This is a genomic window from Lactococcus formosensis (genome assembly GCF_018403745.1).
GTDB classification, from domain to species: Bacteria; Bacillota; Bacilli; order Lactobacillales; family Streptococcaceae; genus Lactococcus; species Lactococcus formosensis.
On sequence record NZ_BOVP01000005.1, the window covers coordinates 1 to 17,887 of the forward strand.

Sequence of the window (17,887 nt, forward strand, 5' to 3'; positions counted from 1 at the left end):
TCGAACACAGAAGTTAAGTCCTATTACGCCGGAAGTAGTTGGGGGTTGCCCCCTGTGAGATATGGTAAATGCCAAGTGATTGGGAGTTTAGCTCAGCTGGGAGAGCATCTGCCTTACAAGCAGAGGGTCAGCGGTTCGATCCCGTTAACTCCCATAGGTTCCGTAGTGTAGCGGTTATCACGTCGCCCTGTCACGGCGAAGATCGCGGGTTCGATTCCCGTCGGAACCGTTTCAAGTAGACTTACTTGAAAGGTAATAAAAGAAATAGACTCGTTAGCTCAGTTGGTAGAGCATTTGACTTTTAATCAAAGGGTCGCTGGTTCGAGCCCAGCACGGGTCATACTTTAACATTAGGTTGAGGTATAAAGCGTAAAAGAACTTGTCAAGCGGATGTGGTGAAATTGGCAGACACGCTAGATTTAGGTTCTAGTGCTTTAGGGCGTGGGGGTTCAAGTCCCTTCATCCGCATTTCTTTTATAGCCGACTTAGCTCAGTTGGTAGAGCATCTGATTTGTAATCAGAGGGTCGCGTGTTCGAATCATGTAGTCGGCATTCCTTTAACTGTTGGACCTAGTGAAGCCAGATAGAGGGTTTGAGAGAGCTTGTCTTTCTTTAAGCGTTGCGAACGTAGTTCAGGGGTAGAACACAACCTTGCCATGGTTGGGGTCGCGAGTTCGAATCTCGTCGTTCGCTTTGTTAGTTCTCCCTTAGTGGGGGATTTTCCATATTTTGCCGGGGTGGCGGAACTGGCAGACGCACAGGACTTAAAATCCTGCGAAGGGTAACCTTCGTACCGGTTCGAAACCGGTCCTCGGCATCACTTATACCAAGAGTTTACTAACTCTTGGTTTTTTTATAGATTATATTAACAACTGGTACATTAAGCGAGTTGTTTTTTTGTTGAAATATGAGGTTATGAGTTGATTTGTTAAATATCAGAGAATTGTTATTTATTACTCTAAGATGAAAAGATACGTGCTAATATTCTAGTTTTTTTGATAAAATGTCAATTTGTATTCTGGAACTTAAAAAATGTCCATAATTTCGATTATGTTTTAGAAATTTAAAGAATAAAAATAATTTGATAATTGTATTTATTTCTAGCTATGGTATTCTACTATATAGGAGTAGAACACATTACAAAAGGAGGAAACAAATAAGTTACGATAAGTTGGATGTTATTCTAGAGGGGAGAGAAATGTAGAAGGATGGAGCATAATTTAGATATGGAGCAGCTGGAAGAAATATTTCATTCTGTTCAACATATTGTATGGAAGAATAGTCGTTTGATTCCGATAAATTTTTGGACGATAGATGACTATCAGCAGGAAGGGCGTTTGGTATTATATGATTTACTTGAGGATGGTGTGACACAAAGAAAACTTTTTTGCCATTTTAAAGTACGTTATAAGCAGAGACTTATTGATATTAAAAGAAGGGAGCGGGCTTTTAAAAGGGGTTTTGACTGTGGGACTGGGCTAGATATTTACGAATATTCAGATGCTTTAAAAGGAAAAGTAGCCAGTCCAGAACATACTCTGATTTCTGGCAGTTTGCTTGAAGAAGTTTTAGAAAACTTAAATTTACGCTACCGTGCTCTTCTTAAAAGTTACCTTGCTGGTGATGAACTGCATCGAATGGAAAAACATCGTTTGAAAGAAAAAATAATAAAAATATTATATGATGAACAGTGACTTTATTAACAATGCTTGAAGAGAAAGTTTTGTTCAAATTGTGATATAATTACTTTATTACTAAATAAAAATTTATAGGAGATTTCCAGAAAATGGCAAAATTGACTGTTAAAGATGTAGATCTTAAAGGTAAAAAAGTTCTTATTCGTGTGGACTTCAATGTCCCACTTAAAGATGGTGTAATTACTAATGATAACCGTATTACTGCAGCTCTTCCAACAATCAAGTATGTACTTGAACAAGGCGGACGTGCAATTCTCTTCTCTCACCTTGGTCGTGTTAAAGAAGAAGCAGATAAAGCTGGTAAATCTCTTGCTCCAGTAGCAGCAGCTTTGGGCGAAAAATTGGGCAAAGAAGTTGTTTTCCCAGGAACTACTCGTGGTGCTGAGTTGGAAGCTGCTATTGCTGAATTAAAAGATGGCGATATCTTGCTTGTTGAAAACACTCGTTTTGAAGATGTTGATGGTAAAAAAGAATCTAAAAATGATCCTGAACTTGGTAAATACTGGGCTTCACTTGGAGACGGTATCTTCGTAAATGATGCATTTGGTACTGCTCACCGTGCGCACGCTTCAAACGTAGGTATTTCTGCTAACGTGGATAAAGCAGTAGCTGGTTTCTTGCTTGAAAACGAAATTGCTTACATCCAAGAAGCTGTTGAAAACCCAGTTCGCCCATTCGTAGCGATCCTTGGTGGTTCAAAAGTTTCAGATAAAATCGGTGTTATTGAAAACTTGCTTGGTAAAGCAGACAAAGTTATCATCGGTGGTGGTATGGCGTACACATTTTTCAAAGCACAAGGCATCGAAATCGGAGACTCTTTGGTTGAAGAAGATAAACTTGACTTGGCGAAAGAATTGCTTGAAAAAGCAGACGGGAAACTTATCTTGCCAGTAGACTCAAAAGAAGCTAATGCTTTTGCTGGTTACACTGAAGTAAAAGACACTGAAGGTGAAGCAGTTGATGCTGGTTTCCTTGGTCTTGATGCAGGTCCTAAATCAGTTGAACGTTTTGCTAAAGAACTTGAAGGTGCTAAAACAGTTGTTTGGAACGGTCCTATGGGTGTCTTTGAAAACCCTGACTTCCAAGCAGGTACTATCGGTGTTATGGATGCCATCATTGCTCAACCAGGTGTAAAATCAATCATTGGTGGTGGAGACTCAGCAGCTGCAGCAATCAACCTTGGCCGTGCAGATAAATTCTCATGGATCTCTACTGGTGGTGGTGCTTCTATGGAACTTCTCGAAGGTAAAGTTCTTCCAGGACTTGATGCTCTTACAGAAAAATAATGCAATAAAAAACAGACCATGGTCTGTTTTTTTGATACAATAATACTATGAAGAAAATCACAGTAAAAAAGCAGGCTGCACAAAAGCTCCGCCGCGCTTTTCCCTTAATTGTTGCCGAAGATTTAAAGTCTACTCCTCAGGAAGACGGGTTTATTGACTTTGTTGATGAACAAGAAAACTTTCTGGGAAGAGGCTATTTATCAAAACAAAATAAAGGCGCTGGTTGGCTTTTAAGTCCGATCTCAGAGGATATAAATCTAAGCTTCTATGCAGCGAAATTTGAAGAAGCTAAGCGCGCACGTCTTTCTTTTTTCCAAGATGAGCTTACTACAGCTTTCCGGCTTTTTAATGGTGAAGGAGACGGATTAGGTGGGGTAACTGTAGATTATTATGCTGATTATGCTGTTTTTAGCTGGTACAACCCTTTTATCTATACGCAAAGTACAGACATTATAGCTGCTTTTCGCTCTGTTTATCCTGAAATCAAAGGAATTTATGAAAAAATTCGGTTTGATGGTCCAAATTTTGAAACACGACATGTATGGGGGGAAGTTGCCCCAGAACCCTTGGCCGTTAAGGAAAATGGTGTGACCTATGCAACATATATGAATGAAGGGTTAATGACAGGGATTTTCTTAGATCAAAAAGAAGTCAGAGGTACTTTAGCAAGTGGTTTAGTGGCAGGTAAGACCCTTCTTAATATGTTTAGTTATACGGGCGCTTTTTCGGTCGCAGCAGCGTTTGGTGGAGCAAGCCAAACAACCTCAGTTGATTTAGCTAAACGTTCTTTGGATAAAACGCGAGAACAATTTACAATGAATGGCATCGATCCTGAGAGTCAACGCATCTACGTTATGGATGTTTTTGGTTATTTTAATTATGCCAAGAAAAAAGAATTAAGTTATGATGTAGTAGTTTTAGATCCACCAAGCTTTGCTCGTAACAAGAAGAAGACTTTTTCGGTGGCGAAGAATTATGGGGAACTCGTTCAAGAATCAATCGATATTTTAAATAAAGAAGGACTTTTGATTGCCTCTACAAACGCTGCTAATGTTAGCCGTGAGAAATTCCGTAAAATGGTAGAACAGGCTCTTAAAAATAAAAATGTTAAATTTGATATTTTTCAGGAAGAGCACTTGCCTGCCGACTTCAAGGTGGCTTCTTCTTTCCCGGAAGGTGATTATTTGAAAGTCTTGTTTATTCAAATCAAAAAATAAGAAAAAACTGTTGGAAAGTTGCTTCAGCAGTTTTTTAATAAGCCATAAATTACTGAAATGTAAGAGAGGATGTACAATTCTCCTTTATAATAAAAGGGTATCAGTTTTTCTAAAAAAAGCCGTCTCAGTAGAAGCAGTTCTCTTGTTTCTTCATCTTCTTCACCTAGGCTGGTTTCTTCTAGAAAATCTGTTTCACAAATAAAGGAGAACAGAGTATGAAAAAAATATTTTCTAGCTATGATTTAAAAATCATAGGTATAGTATTTATGGTTATCGATCATATTAACATTTATCTTGGAAGCTACTTTGGCTTACCTACCCGGGTAGGATTTTTAGGGCGATTTGTCGCACCTCTATTTGTATTTATGATGGTCGAAGGCTTTCATTATACAAGAAGTCGAAAAAAATATTTTTTAAGGCTTTTAGGTGGTGGTCTACTGATGTATGCCATCAACATTAGCTTCAACTTGCTGACACGGAGCAGTTTTGAGGATCCTTATGGGCAATTTGATATATTTTTACTTCTTGCAGGTCAAAATATTTTCATGACGCTGGCACTCCTATTTGCTTTGATCTGGGCAATTGATATTATTCGTAAAAATCAAGGGACGAAGCTTAAGTGTTTTTCATATAGCTTAGTCATTCTATTGCTTTTGCCCCTTATCCTGTTGAGTGAGGGTGGCCCGTACGAGCTTGTATTGGTTCTCATTTTCTATTTTTTCCGAGGAAGATGGGCAAAAATTTCAGCAGGAATTATTACTTTTAGTCTTCTGTTGCTTGTATGGAGTTTGGTGGGCTATTTTACAGGGAGTGCAGCAGGCACGCTTTACCAGGTACTCAGTTTTTCAAATGAATTTATGATTATTACTGTTTTACCTTTCATTTTCCTCTACAATGGTCAACGTGGCGGTAATGGCGCACAGTGGCAAAGAGATCTTTTCTATTATTTTTATCCCGCACATTTGCTTATTCTGTACATCTTACGCTATGTCTTGGTAGGTGTAGTATAACAAAAACACACGGTCATTTATTAACCGTGTGTTTTTATATTGGTAAAAAGCTATATAATAAAGCGAAGAAAACAAAACCAATGAGGCTCATAACCCATATTTTATTGTGTGATAAGAGGGCCACGTATTCACGTATGAGGGCTGTGGGTAAGAAATAAAGTGCTGTTGGTGCACCAACCCCTTCAGCCTTAAGATGCACTCTACGGGCATATAAACGTGCACGGAGTACATGATAATTATTGGTTGAAAAGATAATACTTGGCGCTGGGTGTCCACCCTCAAATCTTGTGAGCCAATCTTCTTCAATAAGCTGTTTTGAAAAAAGCATATTTTCATAAGTTGTAGTTGATTGATCTTCTAAAATAATCATATTTTCAGGAATATGCTGAGAGAGGAGGTATTTACGCATAGCATAAGCTTCAGAAACAGGTTCATCAGTACCTTGCCCACCACTCACAACAAATTTCGCATTCGGATTTTTGTAGAAATATTCAATCCCTTTGTCCAAGCGGCTTTTTAGAAGCGGTGGAACGTCTTCACTAGAAATACCAGATCCAAGTACAATAATATAGTCAATATGCTTTTTAAGCGGTAGCATCTGGTACATCCAAGAATAAAAGAGGTAAGCAATAAAGATGAAGGATAGTATTAAATCAAGTAAGAGGATAAATAACAAAATTATATCCAGAAAAAGTGGTAGTTTGAATACACCTGTGATTAAAAATAGAAAAAGAGGGAAACTGATGATTAAGTTTAAGCCCATGGCAGCGGAGAGCTTTGCAGTTAAACTTTTTCCTTCTTTAGTACGCATCGTTTGTGAATTGAAAATGAGATAGATGCATACAGCTAAAAAGATGAGAGGGAGAAGTAAATAAAAAATTGCTAAAGCAAGCATTGAACCATGAGAGGAGGTTTTATCAAGGAAAACGAGTCCAAGAATTAAAAGGGTGAAAAATGAGAGAATCAAGCCGGCAGCAAGAAGTAGCCCCCCAAAGATACTGCGGTCTTTAAATTTAATTAGCAAATAGCCTATCCCAGAAATAGCAAGAAAAAAGAGTAGATAAAGCATAGAATCCTCCAATAGTTAAAATTAGTATATCATGTTCGCACCTCGGTAAACTAGTATTTTGTATTACTGAAGCGGTATTTGTTTGAAATAAGAAATATAAAAAAACACCGGCATGAAACCGGTGTTTTTACGATGCGGAAGGCGGGACTTGAACCCGCACAGCCAAGATAGGCCACAGGATCCTTAATCCTGCGCGTCTGCCAATTCCGCCACTTCCGCGAATTGGTACTTTAATATAATACCATTTCACGAAGAAGAATGCAAGGATGAACTTATTTTTTAGATGTTTTTATAAAGATTGTTCAGTATTTCATATAAGAAGCCATTTCTGCAGCATGGGTACCTGCTACACGCCCTGTTACAAAAGCACATGTAATGTTATAGCCACCAGTATAACCGTTGATATCAAGTAATTCTCCTGTCATATAGAGACCGGGTGTTAATTTACTTTCCATTGTCTTTGGATTAACTTCTTTAAGGTGTACACCGCCACCAGTGACAAAAGATTTCTCAATCGGAAAAGTTTTATCGATTTGGATTGGAAATGCTTTAAGGATATGGGAGAGTCTCTCTAATTGTTTTTCAGTGAGTTGCTTTGCAGGCATATCTGCGTCGATTTGAACTTTATCGAGTAAGAAAAGTAAGTAGCGTTCCTGAGTCAGTGCTGCAAAAGCATTTTTCACAGCCTTTCCATTGTCACGCGCAGTATTTTTCAAGTCGTTTAAGAGTTGTGCTACAGATATGTCAGGGAAGCTGTCCAGCTGTACAGTCACGCTTTCTGCGCCTTTAGCCAGCTCTTGGTTGATAAAGCTAGAACAGCGAAGTGCTGCTGGTCCGCTAATACCAAAGTGTGTAAAGAGCATATCCATTTGGTGGTCAATGATGACTTTCCCTTTAGCATTAAGTACACTCAATCGAATATCTCGAAGGGAGATACCTTGTAAACTTTTCTCACTGATAAATGTTTCAGAAGAAACTAATGGAGATTCTGTCGGATAAAGGGTTGTGATTGTATGTCCAGCACTTCGTGTTAATTTATAACCATCGCCGGTGGAGCCTGTTGATGGATAGGCGCGACCGCCAGTAGATAAGACAACACAAGAGGCCGCGAAGCTGTCTGTTTCTGTTTCGAGTCCGGTAATAGTGCCATGCTCTATGTTGAGCTCAGTTACGGCAGAGTTTGGAAAATAGTCCACTTGAAGTTCCTCTATTTTACTGAAAAGTCCCTCAACAATTGTGCGAGATTTATCTGTTACAGGGAACATACGGCCATGATCTTCTTCCTTGAGCGGAATACCATTTTTCTCAAAGAAATCAATAATATCCAAGTTTGAAAATTGAGCAAAAGCACTATGTAAAAAGCGCCCGTTTCCAGGAACATGAGTAATAATCGCATCCACAGAATGACTGTTAGTAACGTTACATCGTCCACCTCCAGTCATCAATAGTTTTTTTCCAACCTTTTTGTTCTTATCAATTAAAGCTGTGTGGGCACCATTTTCAGCAGCAGCTATGGCAGCCATCATACCTGAAGGTCCAGCACCAACAACGATTACATCATATTTTTTCATAACTTCATTATAGCATAGTTTCTGGTGCTGATTTCTGGAGCTCGCTTACGAAATATATAAAAAGAACTCTTAGGTAAGAGTTCTTAAGCTCAGTCTTTAAACCAAACTATGTTTCACCAGAAAATCGTGGGCTACAGCAGCGGGATCTTTTTGTTCAACATTGACAGCGTAATTCATGTCAATCATTTCCTTATTGGTTATTTTTCCTGAGAGTTCGTTTAAAATTTTTTCTAATTGGGGATATTTTTTTAGGAGACTGTTGTTCATCAAAGGAGCGGCTTGATAGGGTGGGAAAAGATTTTTATCATCATTCAGTACAGTGAGTTCATATTGCTTGATTTGACTGTCTGTGGAGTAGACTTGTGCCAAATCAATGTTATTACTGTTTAAAGCATTGTAGATCAGGCTTGTTTGCATTGTCTTCACATCAAAACTTAACCCATATAAACTTTGAATTCCGATATAGCCATCCTGACGGTGTGCAAATTCTAAGTCGAATCCAGCTTTAACGGAAGGCAAGCTTTGCAGATCAGAAATATTTTTAAGGTGATGTTTCTGGGCATAGCTATTTTTAACAGCTAATGCATAAGTATCCTGGAACTCCATAGGTGCAAGATAAGTAAAGTTGTCAAGCTTAGCAATGCCTGCGCGCGCCTCTTCATAAACTTTTTTGGGGTCGGTGGAAGTCGTATTTTTTTTCAAAAATGTCGTTAAGACTGTTCCAGAAAATTCAGGATAAATATCGATTTTATTTGATTTTAAAGCATTGTAAAGGAAGGTTGTGTCTCCAAAGTTGGACTTGAGTGTGACTTCGATATCACTGTTCTTCTCAATAACTTCCTTGTACATATTTATCAAAAGTGTCGGCTCAGCTCCGAGTTTTCCAGCAATAGTAATCTGTGGATGAGTATTAGAATGAGGCTGATAATATGAACCCAACAAGAGTAAAAGCCCAGCAAAGAAGCTAATCAGAATGGTCCGAATTTTTGCTTTTTCCAAGAAGCGGAGTAAGGTTGAGAAAATAACGGCCAGTAAAGCAGAGGAAAGCGCTCCAATCAGGATAAGGTTAACATCATTGGAGTTAATGCCTAAGAGGATGAAATTTCCGAGTCCGCCTGCTCCAATAAGTGCAGCTAAAGTTGCGGTCCCAATAATCATGACTGCACTTGTACGAATACCTGCCATAATAAAGGGTAGAGCAAGTATCAGTTCAAACTTCATCAAGCGCTCCCGCCGATTCATTCCAAAAGCCGTTGCAGCTTCAATTAAGGATGGATCAATTTGTTGAAGTCCTGTGTAGGTATTTTGGATAATGGGAAAAAGGGCATAGACAACTAATGCAACAATGGCTGGCAAAGAGCCAATACCAATGAAAGGAATCAATAATCCAAGAAGGGCCAAACTTGGAATAGTTTGGAAAATTCCTGTAATTTGTAGTGCAGGCTCAGCAGTTTTGGGATAACGTCTTAAAAGTAAAGCAAGAGGAAGCGCGATTAAAATAGCGATAAACAGAGAAACTAAAGAAATTTGGACATGCTCTAAAAGAGCAGTCCAAAACTGATGTTCTTGCTGTTGAAAGGTAGCAATCAAATTATTCATGAGTATCGTCCTCCAGACTGTTTAAGATTTCCCCCAAAGGCGTTTCTTCCGAAAAATCATGAGTTGCAAGGACTTGTTCAAGATTTTTTAATTTATATTGAGATAGATCTTGCTGATAATCAGTGAAGAAGTCCGCTACAAAAGTATTTGCTGGAGCATTTAAAATTTCTTGGGGGCGTCCCACTTGTTGAAGTTCACCATCTTTGAGAATAGCGATACGGTCAGCCATCGCCATTCCTTCAGACATATCGTGGGTAACAAAAACCGTTGTGATTTTTAAGGTTTTTTGTAAATCTTTGACCAGTTCCTGTAGCTGTTTACGGGAGATAGGATCCAGAGCGGAGAAAGGTTCGTCCATTAAAATAATCTTTGGTTTACAGGCGATAGCACGTAAAATACCAATCCGCTGTGCTTCACCCCCAGAAAGTTCGTGAGGATAGCGGTTAAGATACTTTTCGGCATCTAGACCAACTAAAGGAAGGAGTTCGAGTACACGCTCACGTATTTCTCTTTTGCTCCAACCTTTCATGGTTGGGATGATACTAATATTTTCTAAAACGGTCATGTTAGGAAAGAGCGCAATTTGTTGGAGAACATATCCTATTTGAAGACGCAAGTCCCTTAAGTTAATTGTTTGAATATCTTGATCATCAATGAGAACCTGTCCTTGATTGGGTTCGATGAGCCGGTTAATCATCTTGAGTAATGTTGTTTTTCCACCACCCGAAGAGCCTGCGAGGACAAAAAACTCATGACTTTTTATGGATAAGTTGATATCTGAAAGTACGGCTTTGTCTCCGTATTTTTTAGTAACATTTTTAAATGTAATAGTCATAGTGTCATTTTAACATTTTATCTTTCAGTTCTTTCAGGAAATGGATTACTATTTTTCTGGATGGAAGGGTATAGAAAAAGCCCTCAAAGAGGACTTTTTTATTTAAAGCCATTTTCTAAAGTTTCAATAACCGTCAAAATTTGCTCATCCGAAACAAGTTTTTCAGCTCCATTCACGAGTGAATCATAAGCCGCATCATAGACACGACCATAATCGCCTGAAACTGTAGGAATTGACTTTTCAATACGATCTCCATTTTGATTGTAGTATGTCAATTGAGCAAAATCTTGCGGTGTATCGGCCCCAAAACCTTCACTTCCTGGGAAGATTCCTACCTTCAAATCATTTTCCTGTTGGTCAACGTTTTCTTTAATTAAAGTTCCTCTAGAACCATAAAGCACCCATTTGGGACGTTTGAGCGCAGCCAGTTCAGTGGCTTGGACGGTTGCTCGGAAATCAGTGTAAAGCAAGTTTACAGAGAAGTAATCGTCCACAGCATTTGAATCGCGTGTTGAACGGATATCGTACTGTACATCTTTTGGATGTCCAAAGAGTGAAACCATTTGGTCAACCATGTGTACACCATGGCCATACCAGGCACCGTCAAAGTTTTTTCCAGCAGTTGTATCTGTTGGACGATAGTGATCCATAGTGACAGTAATGTCAAGCAAATCTCCTAAGTAACCCGCATCCAAAACTTTTTTAATCGTCAAAAAATCACTGTCAAAACGACGGTTTTGGAAAGGCATAAAGAAGAGATTATTTTCTTGAGCGATACCAACTAATTCTTTGGCTTGTTCTAACGTTTCCACTAACGGTTTATCACAGATAACATTTTTTCCACCCAGTAAAAGCTTTTTACTCGTTTCGTAATGTGCAGCACCTGGAGTGACGACAACGACTAAATCAATTGAATCATCTTGAATAATATCATTGATGTCTGTTGAAAAAACGGTTCCTTCAGCCTCAAGAATAGCTTGCTCAGGACGTTTACCTAGGCTACGATTGACAATGCGCGCAATGTTGAAGTGCTCACGAATTTTAACATACGGAATATGATAGCGATTGGTGGACTTCCCAAAACCAACATAAGCAATGTTTAACTTTTTCATGCTTTCTTCTCTTTTTTCTTTTTAGCTAAGTGTTGTTTTTTTAATTCTTCAATTTTTGACAACTTGTCTGTCTTTTTATTTGAATTTTTCTCGTGGAATTTTTGGACAGAGGCTTGTCCTTTATAGTCTAATTGATACTTTCCCATAGTTCTCTTTCTCTCTATTTTACAAGGCGACGTTCGAAAGCATCCGAGGAGATACCCTCACTCAATATTTTCTTCGCCCATTCTTTTGCTGAAAACAATGAGTGATCACGATAATTACCACATTCTTTTTCGGCAACACCTGGGACATTATCCCAAGTGAAACTGTCTCCTGCGAGCTCTTCCAAAGATGAAGTGATTACTTTAGCAATCTCTTCAGCAGTTGGCTCGCCCCACATAATCATATGGAAACCAGTGCGACATCCAAAGGGAGAAAAGTCAATCATACCATCAATACGGTCACGTATCAGACTTGCCATTGAGTGTTCGATAGTGTGTAGTCCGCTTGTAGGAATTTCACCGTGATTAGGTTGCACAAAACGGACGTCAAAGTTGGTAATAATGTCACCCTTAGGGCCTGTTTCTGTCCCAATTAGACGCACATAGGGTGCTAAAACTTTTGTGTGATCGAGCTGGAATGATTCTACTTCAGCCATTTTTCTTACCTCCAGTATTCTTTAGTATTCTTCTATTTTACCATTTTTTGAACCAAAATTTTTTTGTCTGACCTCGTAAAGTGATAGAATGAAGCTAGAAAGTAAAGAAAAGGAGAAATTATGTCACTTACAGAAACTTACACTCTCGCAAATGGTATGACAATTCCAAAAGTTGGTTTTGGAACATGGCAATCTAAAGATGGCGAAGAAGCGTATCAAGCTGTTAAAACAGCCTTAGAAGTTGGATACCGTCATATTGATACAGCAGCTGTTTATGGAAATGAAGAGTCCGTTGGTCGAGCGATTAAAGATAGTGGGATTGCACGCGAAGACTTGTTTATTACGACAAAACTTTGGGCTGTTGGCACAACAGAAGATGCGCGAGCGGCTCTTGATGAAAGTTTGGAAAAATTAGGCTTAGACTATGTAGACCTTTATCTTATTCACTGGCCAAACCCAAAAGCATTTCGCCCGAACTTTGCAGAGCGCAATGCTGCAGTCTGGAAAGCAATGGAAGAAGGCGTACGTGATAAGAAAGTCCGTGCTATTGGAGTGTCTAACTTCCATCCACGACATTTAGAACCTTTACTAGAAGTAGCCGAAATTAAACCAGTTGTCAACCAAATTATGGTTAATCCCTCGGATCAGCAAGAAGAGGTTGTTGCCTTCAATAAAGCACATGATATCTTGACAGAGGCTTATAGTCCACTTGGTACTGGAAAAATATTTGCGGTTACTGAGTTGACTGATATTGCAGATAAATATGGTAAAACAGTTGCCCAAGTCGTTTTACGTTGGAGTTTACACAAAGGCTATCTTCCTTTACCTAAGTCTGTGACGGCCAGCCGTATTAAAGAAAATGCGGATATCTTTGATTTTGATTTGACCGAAGAAGATATTACTTTTATCGACAGCCTTCATGGTAAAGCGGGTCTAGCACGCAACCCAGACGAAGTTGATCACTAAAATAAGTTGAAAGACATTCAAATTGTAAGATTTGAATGTCTTTTTTTATAATTGACAGAATATAGACAGGAAGAATAATAAAGCGTTAAAAAAGTGTTTTATTTCACAAAAATGATTGCTAAAAAAGAATGAAAGTGCTATCATTTAATTGATAAAGAATTCACAAAGGAGAAACAAAATGAAAATTGGTGTAATTAAAGACCCAAAACAAGGTGAAGCGCGTGTAGGGATGACTCCAGAAAACGTAAAAATTCTCGTTGAAGCAGGTAATGAAGTATTTGTCGATAGCAATGCTGGTGCAGGTTGTGGTTTTACAAATGACCTTTACGAAGCAGCAGGAGGACAAATCGTTGATACAGAAACTGCTTGGGAAGCAGAGCTTATTGTTAAAGTCAAAGAACCAATGGAATCTGAATATAAATATTTCAAACCAGGACAAATAATTTGGGGATTCTTACACTTGGCAGCGAACAAAGCTTGTGTTGAAAAAATGATGGAAGTCGGCGTAACAGCTATTTCTGGTGAAAATATTTCAATCAATGGTGTGCTAGAGTTGCTTAAGCCAATGTCAGCTATTGCGGGACGTCGTGCAGTTAATATTGGGCAATATTATCTTGAAAAACAACATGAAGGGGAAGGAATTCTTCTTCCTGGTATTGAAGGTATCGAGGCTGGTACAGTTGTTATCTTCGGTGGTGGTAATGCTGCAGAAAATGCTGCCGATATGGCTGTTGCTTTGGGATGTAAAGTTGTTATCATTGAACTTGGTGATGCGCGTATCGCCCAACTTAAAGAACGCTATGCAGGCAAAACAGTTGAAATCGTTAAATCAACAACTGAAGCTCTGGAAGAAAATATTAAACTTGCAGATGTCTTTATTTCAACAATCTTGATTCCAGGCGCTAAACCACCAAAATTAGTTAAAGAATATATGGTTGAATCTATGAAACCAGGATCTGTTATCGTGGATATTGCTATTGACCAAGGTGGTACAGTTGAAACAATTGATCATGCAACAAACCATGCAGATCCAGTCTTTATCAAACACGGTATTATTCATTATGCTGTTCCAAATATGCCAGGAGCAACACCTCGTACAGCGACGATAGCTTTGGCTCAAGGCAATATCTCTTTCCTTAAGGATATTTCAGTCAAAGGCTTAGATGAGGCGCTGAAATCAAAAGAACTTTTATCTGGTTTGAGTGTTTACAAAGGAAAAGTCGTTTCCAAAGCACTTGCGGATTCAATCGATGTTACTTATACGGAACTCTAAAAATAAATCTAAGGAAAAAGAATTATGCCAAATTTAGCAAATCTGCCAATTACAATTAAAGATATTAAAAAAGCTCAAAATACTGTCAAACAATATGCACGTGAAACACCTTTGATTCAGTCAATGTTCTTGACTGCTAGAACAGGTGGTGAAGTTTACTTGAAACTTGAAAATATGCAATTAACAGGTTCATTCAAGTTCCGTGGTGCTTTCAATAAGATTGCTCAATTGTCACAAGAAGAAAAGGACCGTGGAGTTATTGCTTGTTCAGCAGGAAATCACGCTCAAGGTGTGGCTTTAACATCAAAACTTTTGGGGATCAAAAGTATTATTGTTATGCCAAAAGGAGCACCTCAAGCCAAAGTTGATGCCACACGTGGTTATGGCGCAGAAGTAATGCTTGAAGGTGAACAGTTTGACGACTCCAAAGCCTTTTGTGAAGCTTACGCTAAAGAAAATAACATTACCTATATTCCACCATATGACGATGCAGAGGTAATGGCTGGACAAGGAACAATTGGTCTTGAAATCTTAGATCATCTTTGGGATGTTGACACAGTATTGGTACCAGTAGGCGGTGGTGGTTTGATTTCGGGTGTTGCTGTTGCCCTGAAATCCTTCAATCCTAATATCCAAGTTATTGGTGTTCAAGCTGAAAACTGTCATGGTATGACTGCATCCTTTAGAGAGCGTAAAAAAGTACACCATGACGAAGCTCCAACGATTGCAGATGGGTGTCATGTGGCTTACCCTGGGGAACTAACGTTTGAAGTAGTCAATCAAATCGTTGATAATATGGTTCTTGTGACAGAAGAAGAAATCGAATTGGCAATCAAAGATTTAATTCAACGTACAAAAATCGTGGTGGAAGGTGCCGGAGCTCTTGCTACAGCTGCCATTCTCTCAGGTAAAGTTGATGATTATGTGAAAGGGAAAAAAGTTGTTTCTATCGTTTCAGGTGGGAATGTTGACTTGGCCCGTATCGAAGATGTCGTAGATCACTTCCTTATTGCCAATGACAATGATCAATAATTTTTAAAACAAAAGACTCTGAATTTCAGTGTCTTTTTTTGTATAGTTCAGTCTTTTTTTAATCGTGAGATAATTTACCCTGATATCACGAAATTCACAAAGACATGTAATTTAAATTAAAATTTAATCAAAGTGCAAAAAATCCTTGCATGAGTAAAAAAAAAGTGTTAAACTTACTGTAAACGGTTACAAAACATGTAACTAAAAATTGAAAGAAGGTTATAGAATGACTTCAAAAGTTTTAACACAGTTCCTCGAAAATGGGCTTGGAGACCTTAAACAAAAAGGTTTGCTCAACACCATTGATGTCTTAGATAGCGCCAATGGTCCTGAGATTACAGTTGCGGGCAACAAGATGATTAACCTTGCTTCAAATAACTATTTGGGATTTGCAACACGCCCTGAATTAATTCAAGCGACAAAAGATGCAACAGATAAATATGGAGCAGGAGCAGGTGCCGTACGTACAATCAACGGTACTTTAGACATCCATATTGAATTGGAGAAAACAATTGCTGAATTTAAAGGTACAGAGGCTGCTATTGCGTTTCAATCTGGTTTCAATTGTAACATGGGAGCGATTAGCGCTGTCATGAAAAAAGGTGATGCAATTCTTTCTGATGAATTGAATCACGCCTCAATTATTGACGGGTGTCGTCTCTCAGGTGCTAAAATTATTCGCGTGAAACACCAAGATATGGCTGATCTTGAAGCAAAAGCAAAAGAAGCTACCGCGTCTGGTGAATATAATAAAGTAATGTACATCACAGACGGTGTCTTCTCAATGGATGGTGACGTTGCAAAACTGCCAGAAATTGTCGAAATTGCCGAAAAATATGATTTGATTACATATGTTGATGATGCGCATGGTTCTGGTGTTATGGGCGGCGGAGCCGGCACAGTAAAACACTTTGGCTTACAAGACAAAATTGACTTCCAAATCGGTACACTTTCAAAAGCGATTGGTGTAGTGGGCGGATATGTAGCAGGTTCAAAACTTTTGGTTGATTGGCTCAAATCACAAGGTCGTCCTTTCCTCTTTTCAACTTCATTGACACCAGGTGCAGCAGCAGCAGCAAAAGAAGCCTTTGTCTTAATGCATGATCATCCAGAGTATGTTGAAACACTTTGGGATAACGCAAAATACTTCAAAGAAGAATTGCAAAAAGCCGGCTTTGATACAGGTGTATCTGAAACACCAATCACACCAGTAATTCTCGGAGATGAAGCAAAAACACAAGAGTTTTCTAAGAAATTGATTGAAAATGGTGTCTATGTTAAACCTATCGTATTCCCAACTGTACCACTTGGAACAGGACGTGTACGTGCAATGCCTACAGCGGCACATACAAAAGAAATGTTGGATGAAGCCGTTGCTGTTTTTGCCAAAGTGGGTAAAGAAATCGGATTGATTTAATCTCTTAAGGTAAGAAAAACTTTCTATTACAAATAAGCATATAATAAATATATTGGAGAAAATATAATGAAAAAAGTACTCATCACAGGCGCACTCGGACAAATTGGATCAGAATTAACTGAACGTCTTCGTAAAGATCTTGGTGTTGATAATGTTATTGCAACAGATGTACGTGAAGTTGAAGGTAATCCAGTTGTCACTGATGGTCATTTTGAAATTTTGGATGTAATGGACCGTGACAAAATGATGGCAATTGCTAAAGATAATGGTGTTGACACTATTATTCACTTAGCTTCACTTCTTTCAGCTGTTGCTGAAGCAAAACCTCAATTTGCTTGGAACTTGAACATGGGCGGCTTGGTTAATGCTTTGGAAACAGCGCGTGAACTTAACCTCCAATACTTCTCACCATCATCTATTGCTGCCTTTGGACCAAGTACTCCAATGGACAACACGCCTCAAGTTACAATTCAACGTCCAAATACAATGTATGGTGTGACTAAAGTTTCTATGGAATTGCTTTGTGATTACTACTACACTAAATTTGGTGTTGATACACGTGGTGTACGCTTCCCAGGCTTGATTTCATATAAAACATTGCCTGGTGGAGGAACAACAGACTATGCTGTTGACATCTACTATGAAGCAATTAAAAATGGTCATTACTCAAGCTTCATCGCTGAAGGAACAAAGATGGATATGATGTATATGCCGGATGCTATCGATGCGATTGTTGACTTGATGAATGCACCTGCAGACAAATTAGTAAACCGCAACGCTTTCAATATCACAGCGATGAGCTTTGAGCCTGAAGAAATTGCTGCATCAATCAAAAAATTCATGCCAGACTTCACAATGGATTATGATGTAGATCCAGTCCGCCAAGGTATTGCTGATAGCTGGCCAAACTCTATCGATGCAACTTGTGCCAAAGAAGAATGGGGCTTCAATCCTAAATATGATTTGGATGCAATGACTAAAGAAATGCTTGAAAAACTTACTGAAAAATTAAAAGGCTAAAAACTAAGTTCATTCCATCACAAAATTAAAAATTATGTTAAAATAAGAGAGTAATCGGTTACAAGGTTACTCTCTAATGCTGATGTTAGGAATCAGCATTGTTATTATTAATCTTATCAAAAATTTATCTTTGAAAGAGGAGC

At 38.6% G+C, this 17,887-nt stretch carries 16 protein-coding genes and 8 tRNA genes; 16 read left to right on the top strand and 8 right to left on the bottom strand.

The features are described from left to right. Window positions 1-81 precede the first annotated feature (81 nt). From KJS37_RS06915 to KJS37_RS06965, 11 genes are all read left to right on the top strand, one after another. Window positions 82-154, top strand: a tRNA-Val gene (locus tag KJS37_RS06915). A gap of 2 nt (window positions 155-156) precedes the next feature. Next, window positions 157-229 (top strand) — tRNA-Asp (locus tag KJS37_RS06920). 38 nt (window positions 230-267) lie between these two features. Next, a tRNA-Lys gene (locus tag KJS37_RS06925) sits at window positions 268-340 on the top strand. 46 nt (window positions 341-386) lie between these two features. After that, a tRNA-Leu gene (locus KJS37_RS06930) sits at window positions 387-468 on the top strand. Window positions 469-479: 11 nt separating this feature from the next. Then, window positions 480-552, top strand: a tRNA-Thr gene (locus KJS37_RS06935). A gap of 69 nt (window positions 553-621) precedes the next feature. Then, window positions 622-693: transfer RNA gene (locus KJS37_RS06940), tRNA-Gly, on the top strand. Between the two features lie 38 nt (window positions 694-731). After that, window positions 732-817 (top strand) — tRNA-Leu (locus KJS37_RS06945). A gap of 391 nt (window positions 818-1,208) precedes the next feature. Then, window positions 1,209-1,694 (top strand): hypothetical protein, encoded by a 486-nt coding sequence (locus tag KJS37_RS06950; RefSeq protein ID WP_017369695.1) that lies wholly within the window; start codon window positions 1,209-1,211, stop codon window positions 1,692-1,694. Between the two features lie 92 nt (window positions 1,695-1,786). Beyond that, on the top strand, window positions 1,787-2,983 hold the full coding sequence (locus tag KJS37_RS06955) for a phosphoglycerate kinase (RefSeq protein WP_014025460.1): 1,197 nt from the start codon (window positions 1,787-1,789) through the stop codon (window positions 2,981-2,983). A gap of 47 nt (window positions 2,984-3,030) precedes the next feature. Beyond that, entirely contained in the window at window positions 3,031-4,200 is a 1,170-nt protein-coding gene (locus KJS37_RS06960) for a class I SAM-dependent rRNA methyltransferase (protein WP_213496582.1), read from the top strand. A 215-nt stretch (window positions 4,201-4,415) separates the two neighbouring features. Further along, window positions 4,416-5,210 (top strand): TraX family protein, encoded by a 795-nt coding sequence (locus tag KJS37_RS06965; RefSeq protein ID WP_213496584.1) that lies wholly within the window; start codon window positions 4,416-4,418, stop codon window positions 5,208-5,210. Between the two features lie 34 nt (window positions 5,211-5,244). Here KJS37_RS06965 and KJS37_RS06970 read toward each other — a convergent pair whose 3' ends face one another. The 8 genes from KJS37_RS06970 to KJS37_RS07005 all read right to left on the bottom strand — a co-directional run bounded on the left by KJS37_RS06970 (window position 5,245) and on the right by KJS37_RS07005 (window position 12,036). After that, a complete protein-coding gene (locus tag KJS37_RS06970; RefSeq protein WP_213496585.1) occupies window positions 5,245-6,279 on the bottom strand; it encodes a YdcF family protein in 1,035 nt (344 codons plus the stop codon). A gap of 133 nt (window positions 6,280-6,412) precedes the next feature. After that, window positions 6,413-6,498: transfer RNA gene (locus KJS37_RS06975), tRNA-Leu, on the bottom strand. A gap of 83 nt (window positions 6,499-6,581) precedes the next feature. Continuing rightward, window positions 6,582-7,850, bottom strand: coding sequence for a BaiN/RdsA family NAD(P)/FAD-dependent oxidoreductase (locus KJS37_RS06980; RefSeq protein WP_213496587.1), 1,269 nt, complete (start codon window positions 7,848-7,850; stop codon window positions 6,582-6,584). Window positions 7,851-7,946: 96 nt separating this feature from the next. Continuing rightward, window positions 7,947-9,449, bottom strand: a complete 1,503-nt coding sequence (locus KJS37_RS06985) for an ABC transporter permease/substrate-binding protein (RefSeq protein WP_213496589.1) — start codon at window positions 9,447-9,449, stop codon at window positions 7,947-7,949. Next, on the bottom strand, window positions 9,442-10,284 hold the full coding sequence (locus KJS37_RS06990) for an ABC transporter ATP-binding protein (protein WP_165712531.1): 843 nt from the start codon (window positions 10,282-10,284) through the stop codon (window positions 9,442-9,444). Before KJS37_RS06990 ends, KJS37_RS06985 begins: the two co-directional genes overlap by 8 nt. Window positions 10,285-10,382: 98 nt before the next feature. Next, entirely contained in the window at window positions 10,383-11,396 is a 1,014-nt protein-coding gene (locus tag KJS37_RS06995; RefSeq protein WP_213496591.1) for a Gfo/Idh/MocA family oxidoreductase, read from the bottom strand. Beyond that, window positions 11,393-11,542 carry a hypothetical protein gene (locus KJS37_RS07000; protein WP_017369688.1) on the bottom strand — a complete coding sequence of 50 codons (150 nt, stop codon included), beginning with the start codon at window positions 11,540-11,542 and terminating at the stop codon, window positions 11,393-11,395. The genes KJS37_RS06995 and KJS37_RS07000 overlap by 4 nt, the downstream gene beginning before the upstream one ends. A gap of 14 nt (window positions 11,543-11,556) precedes the next feature. Continuing rightward, window positions 11,557-12,036: an S-ribosylhomocysteine lyase gene (locus KJS37_RS07005; RefSeq protein ID WP_003133193.1), complete on the bottom strand. Its 480-nt coding sequence runs from the start codon at window positions 12,034-12,036 to the stop codon at window positions 11,557-11,559. A gap of 120 nt (window positions 12,037-12,156) precedes the next feature. Between KJS37_RS07005 and KJS37_RS07010 the strand changes: the two genes are divergently transcribed. The 5 genes from KJS37_RS07010 (at window position 12,157) to KJS37_RS07030 (ending at window position 17,744) form a co-directional block, all read left to right on the top strand. Further along, a complete protein-coding gene (locus tag KJS37_RS07010) occupies window positions 12,157-13,002 on the top strand; it encodes an aldo/keto reductase (protein WP_096368992.1) in 846 nt (281 codons plus the stop codon). A gap of 178 nt (window positions 13,003-13,180) precedes the next feature. Then, a complete protein-coding gene (locus KJS37_RS07015) occupies window positions 13,181-14,275 on the top strand; it encodes an alanine dehydrogenase (protein WP_213496593.1) in 1,095 nt (364 codons plus the stop codon). Window positions 14,276-14,299: 24 nt separating this feature from the next. Continuing rightward, the gene (gene tdcB, locus KJS37_RS07020) at window positions 14,300-15,307 is read left to right on the top strand and encodes a bifunctional threonine ammonia-lyase/L-serine ammonia-lyase TdcB (RefSeq protein ID WP_017369685.1); all 1,008 of its coding nucleotides are present in this window, start codon (window positions 14,300-14,302) and stop codon (window positions 15,305-15,307) included. A 226-nt stretch (window positions 15,308-15,533) separates the two neighbouring features. Then, window positions 15,534-16,724, top strand: coding sequence for a glycine C-acetyltransferase (locus KJS37_RS07025; protein ID WP_165713558.1), 1,191 nt, complete (start codon window positions 15,534-15,536; stop codon window positions 16,722-16,724). A 66-nt stretch (window positions 16,725-16,790) separates the two neighbouring features. After that, entirely contained in the window at window positions 16,791-17,744 is a 954-nt protein-coding gene (locus tag KJS37_RS07030) for an L-threonine 3-dehydrogenase (RefSeq protein ID WP_019291514.1), read from the top strand. Window positions 17,745-17,887: the final 143 nt, after the last annotated feature.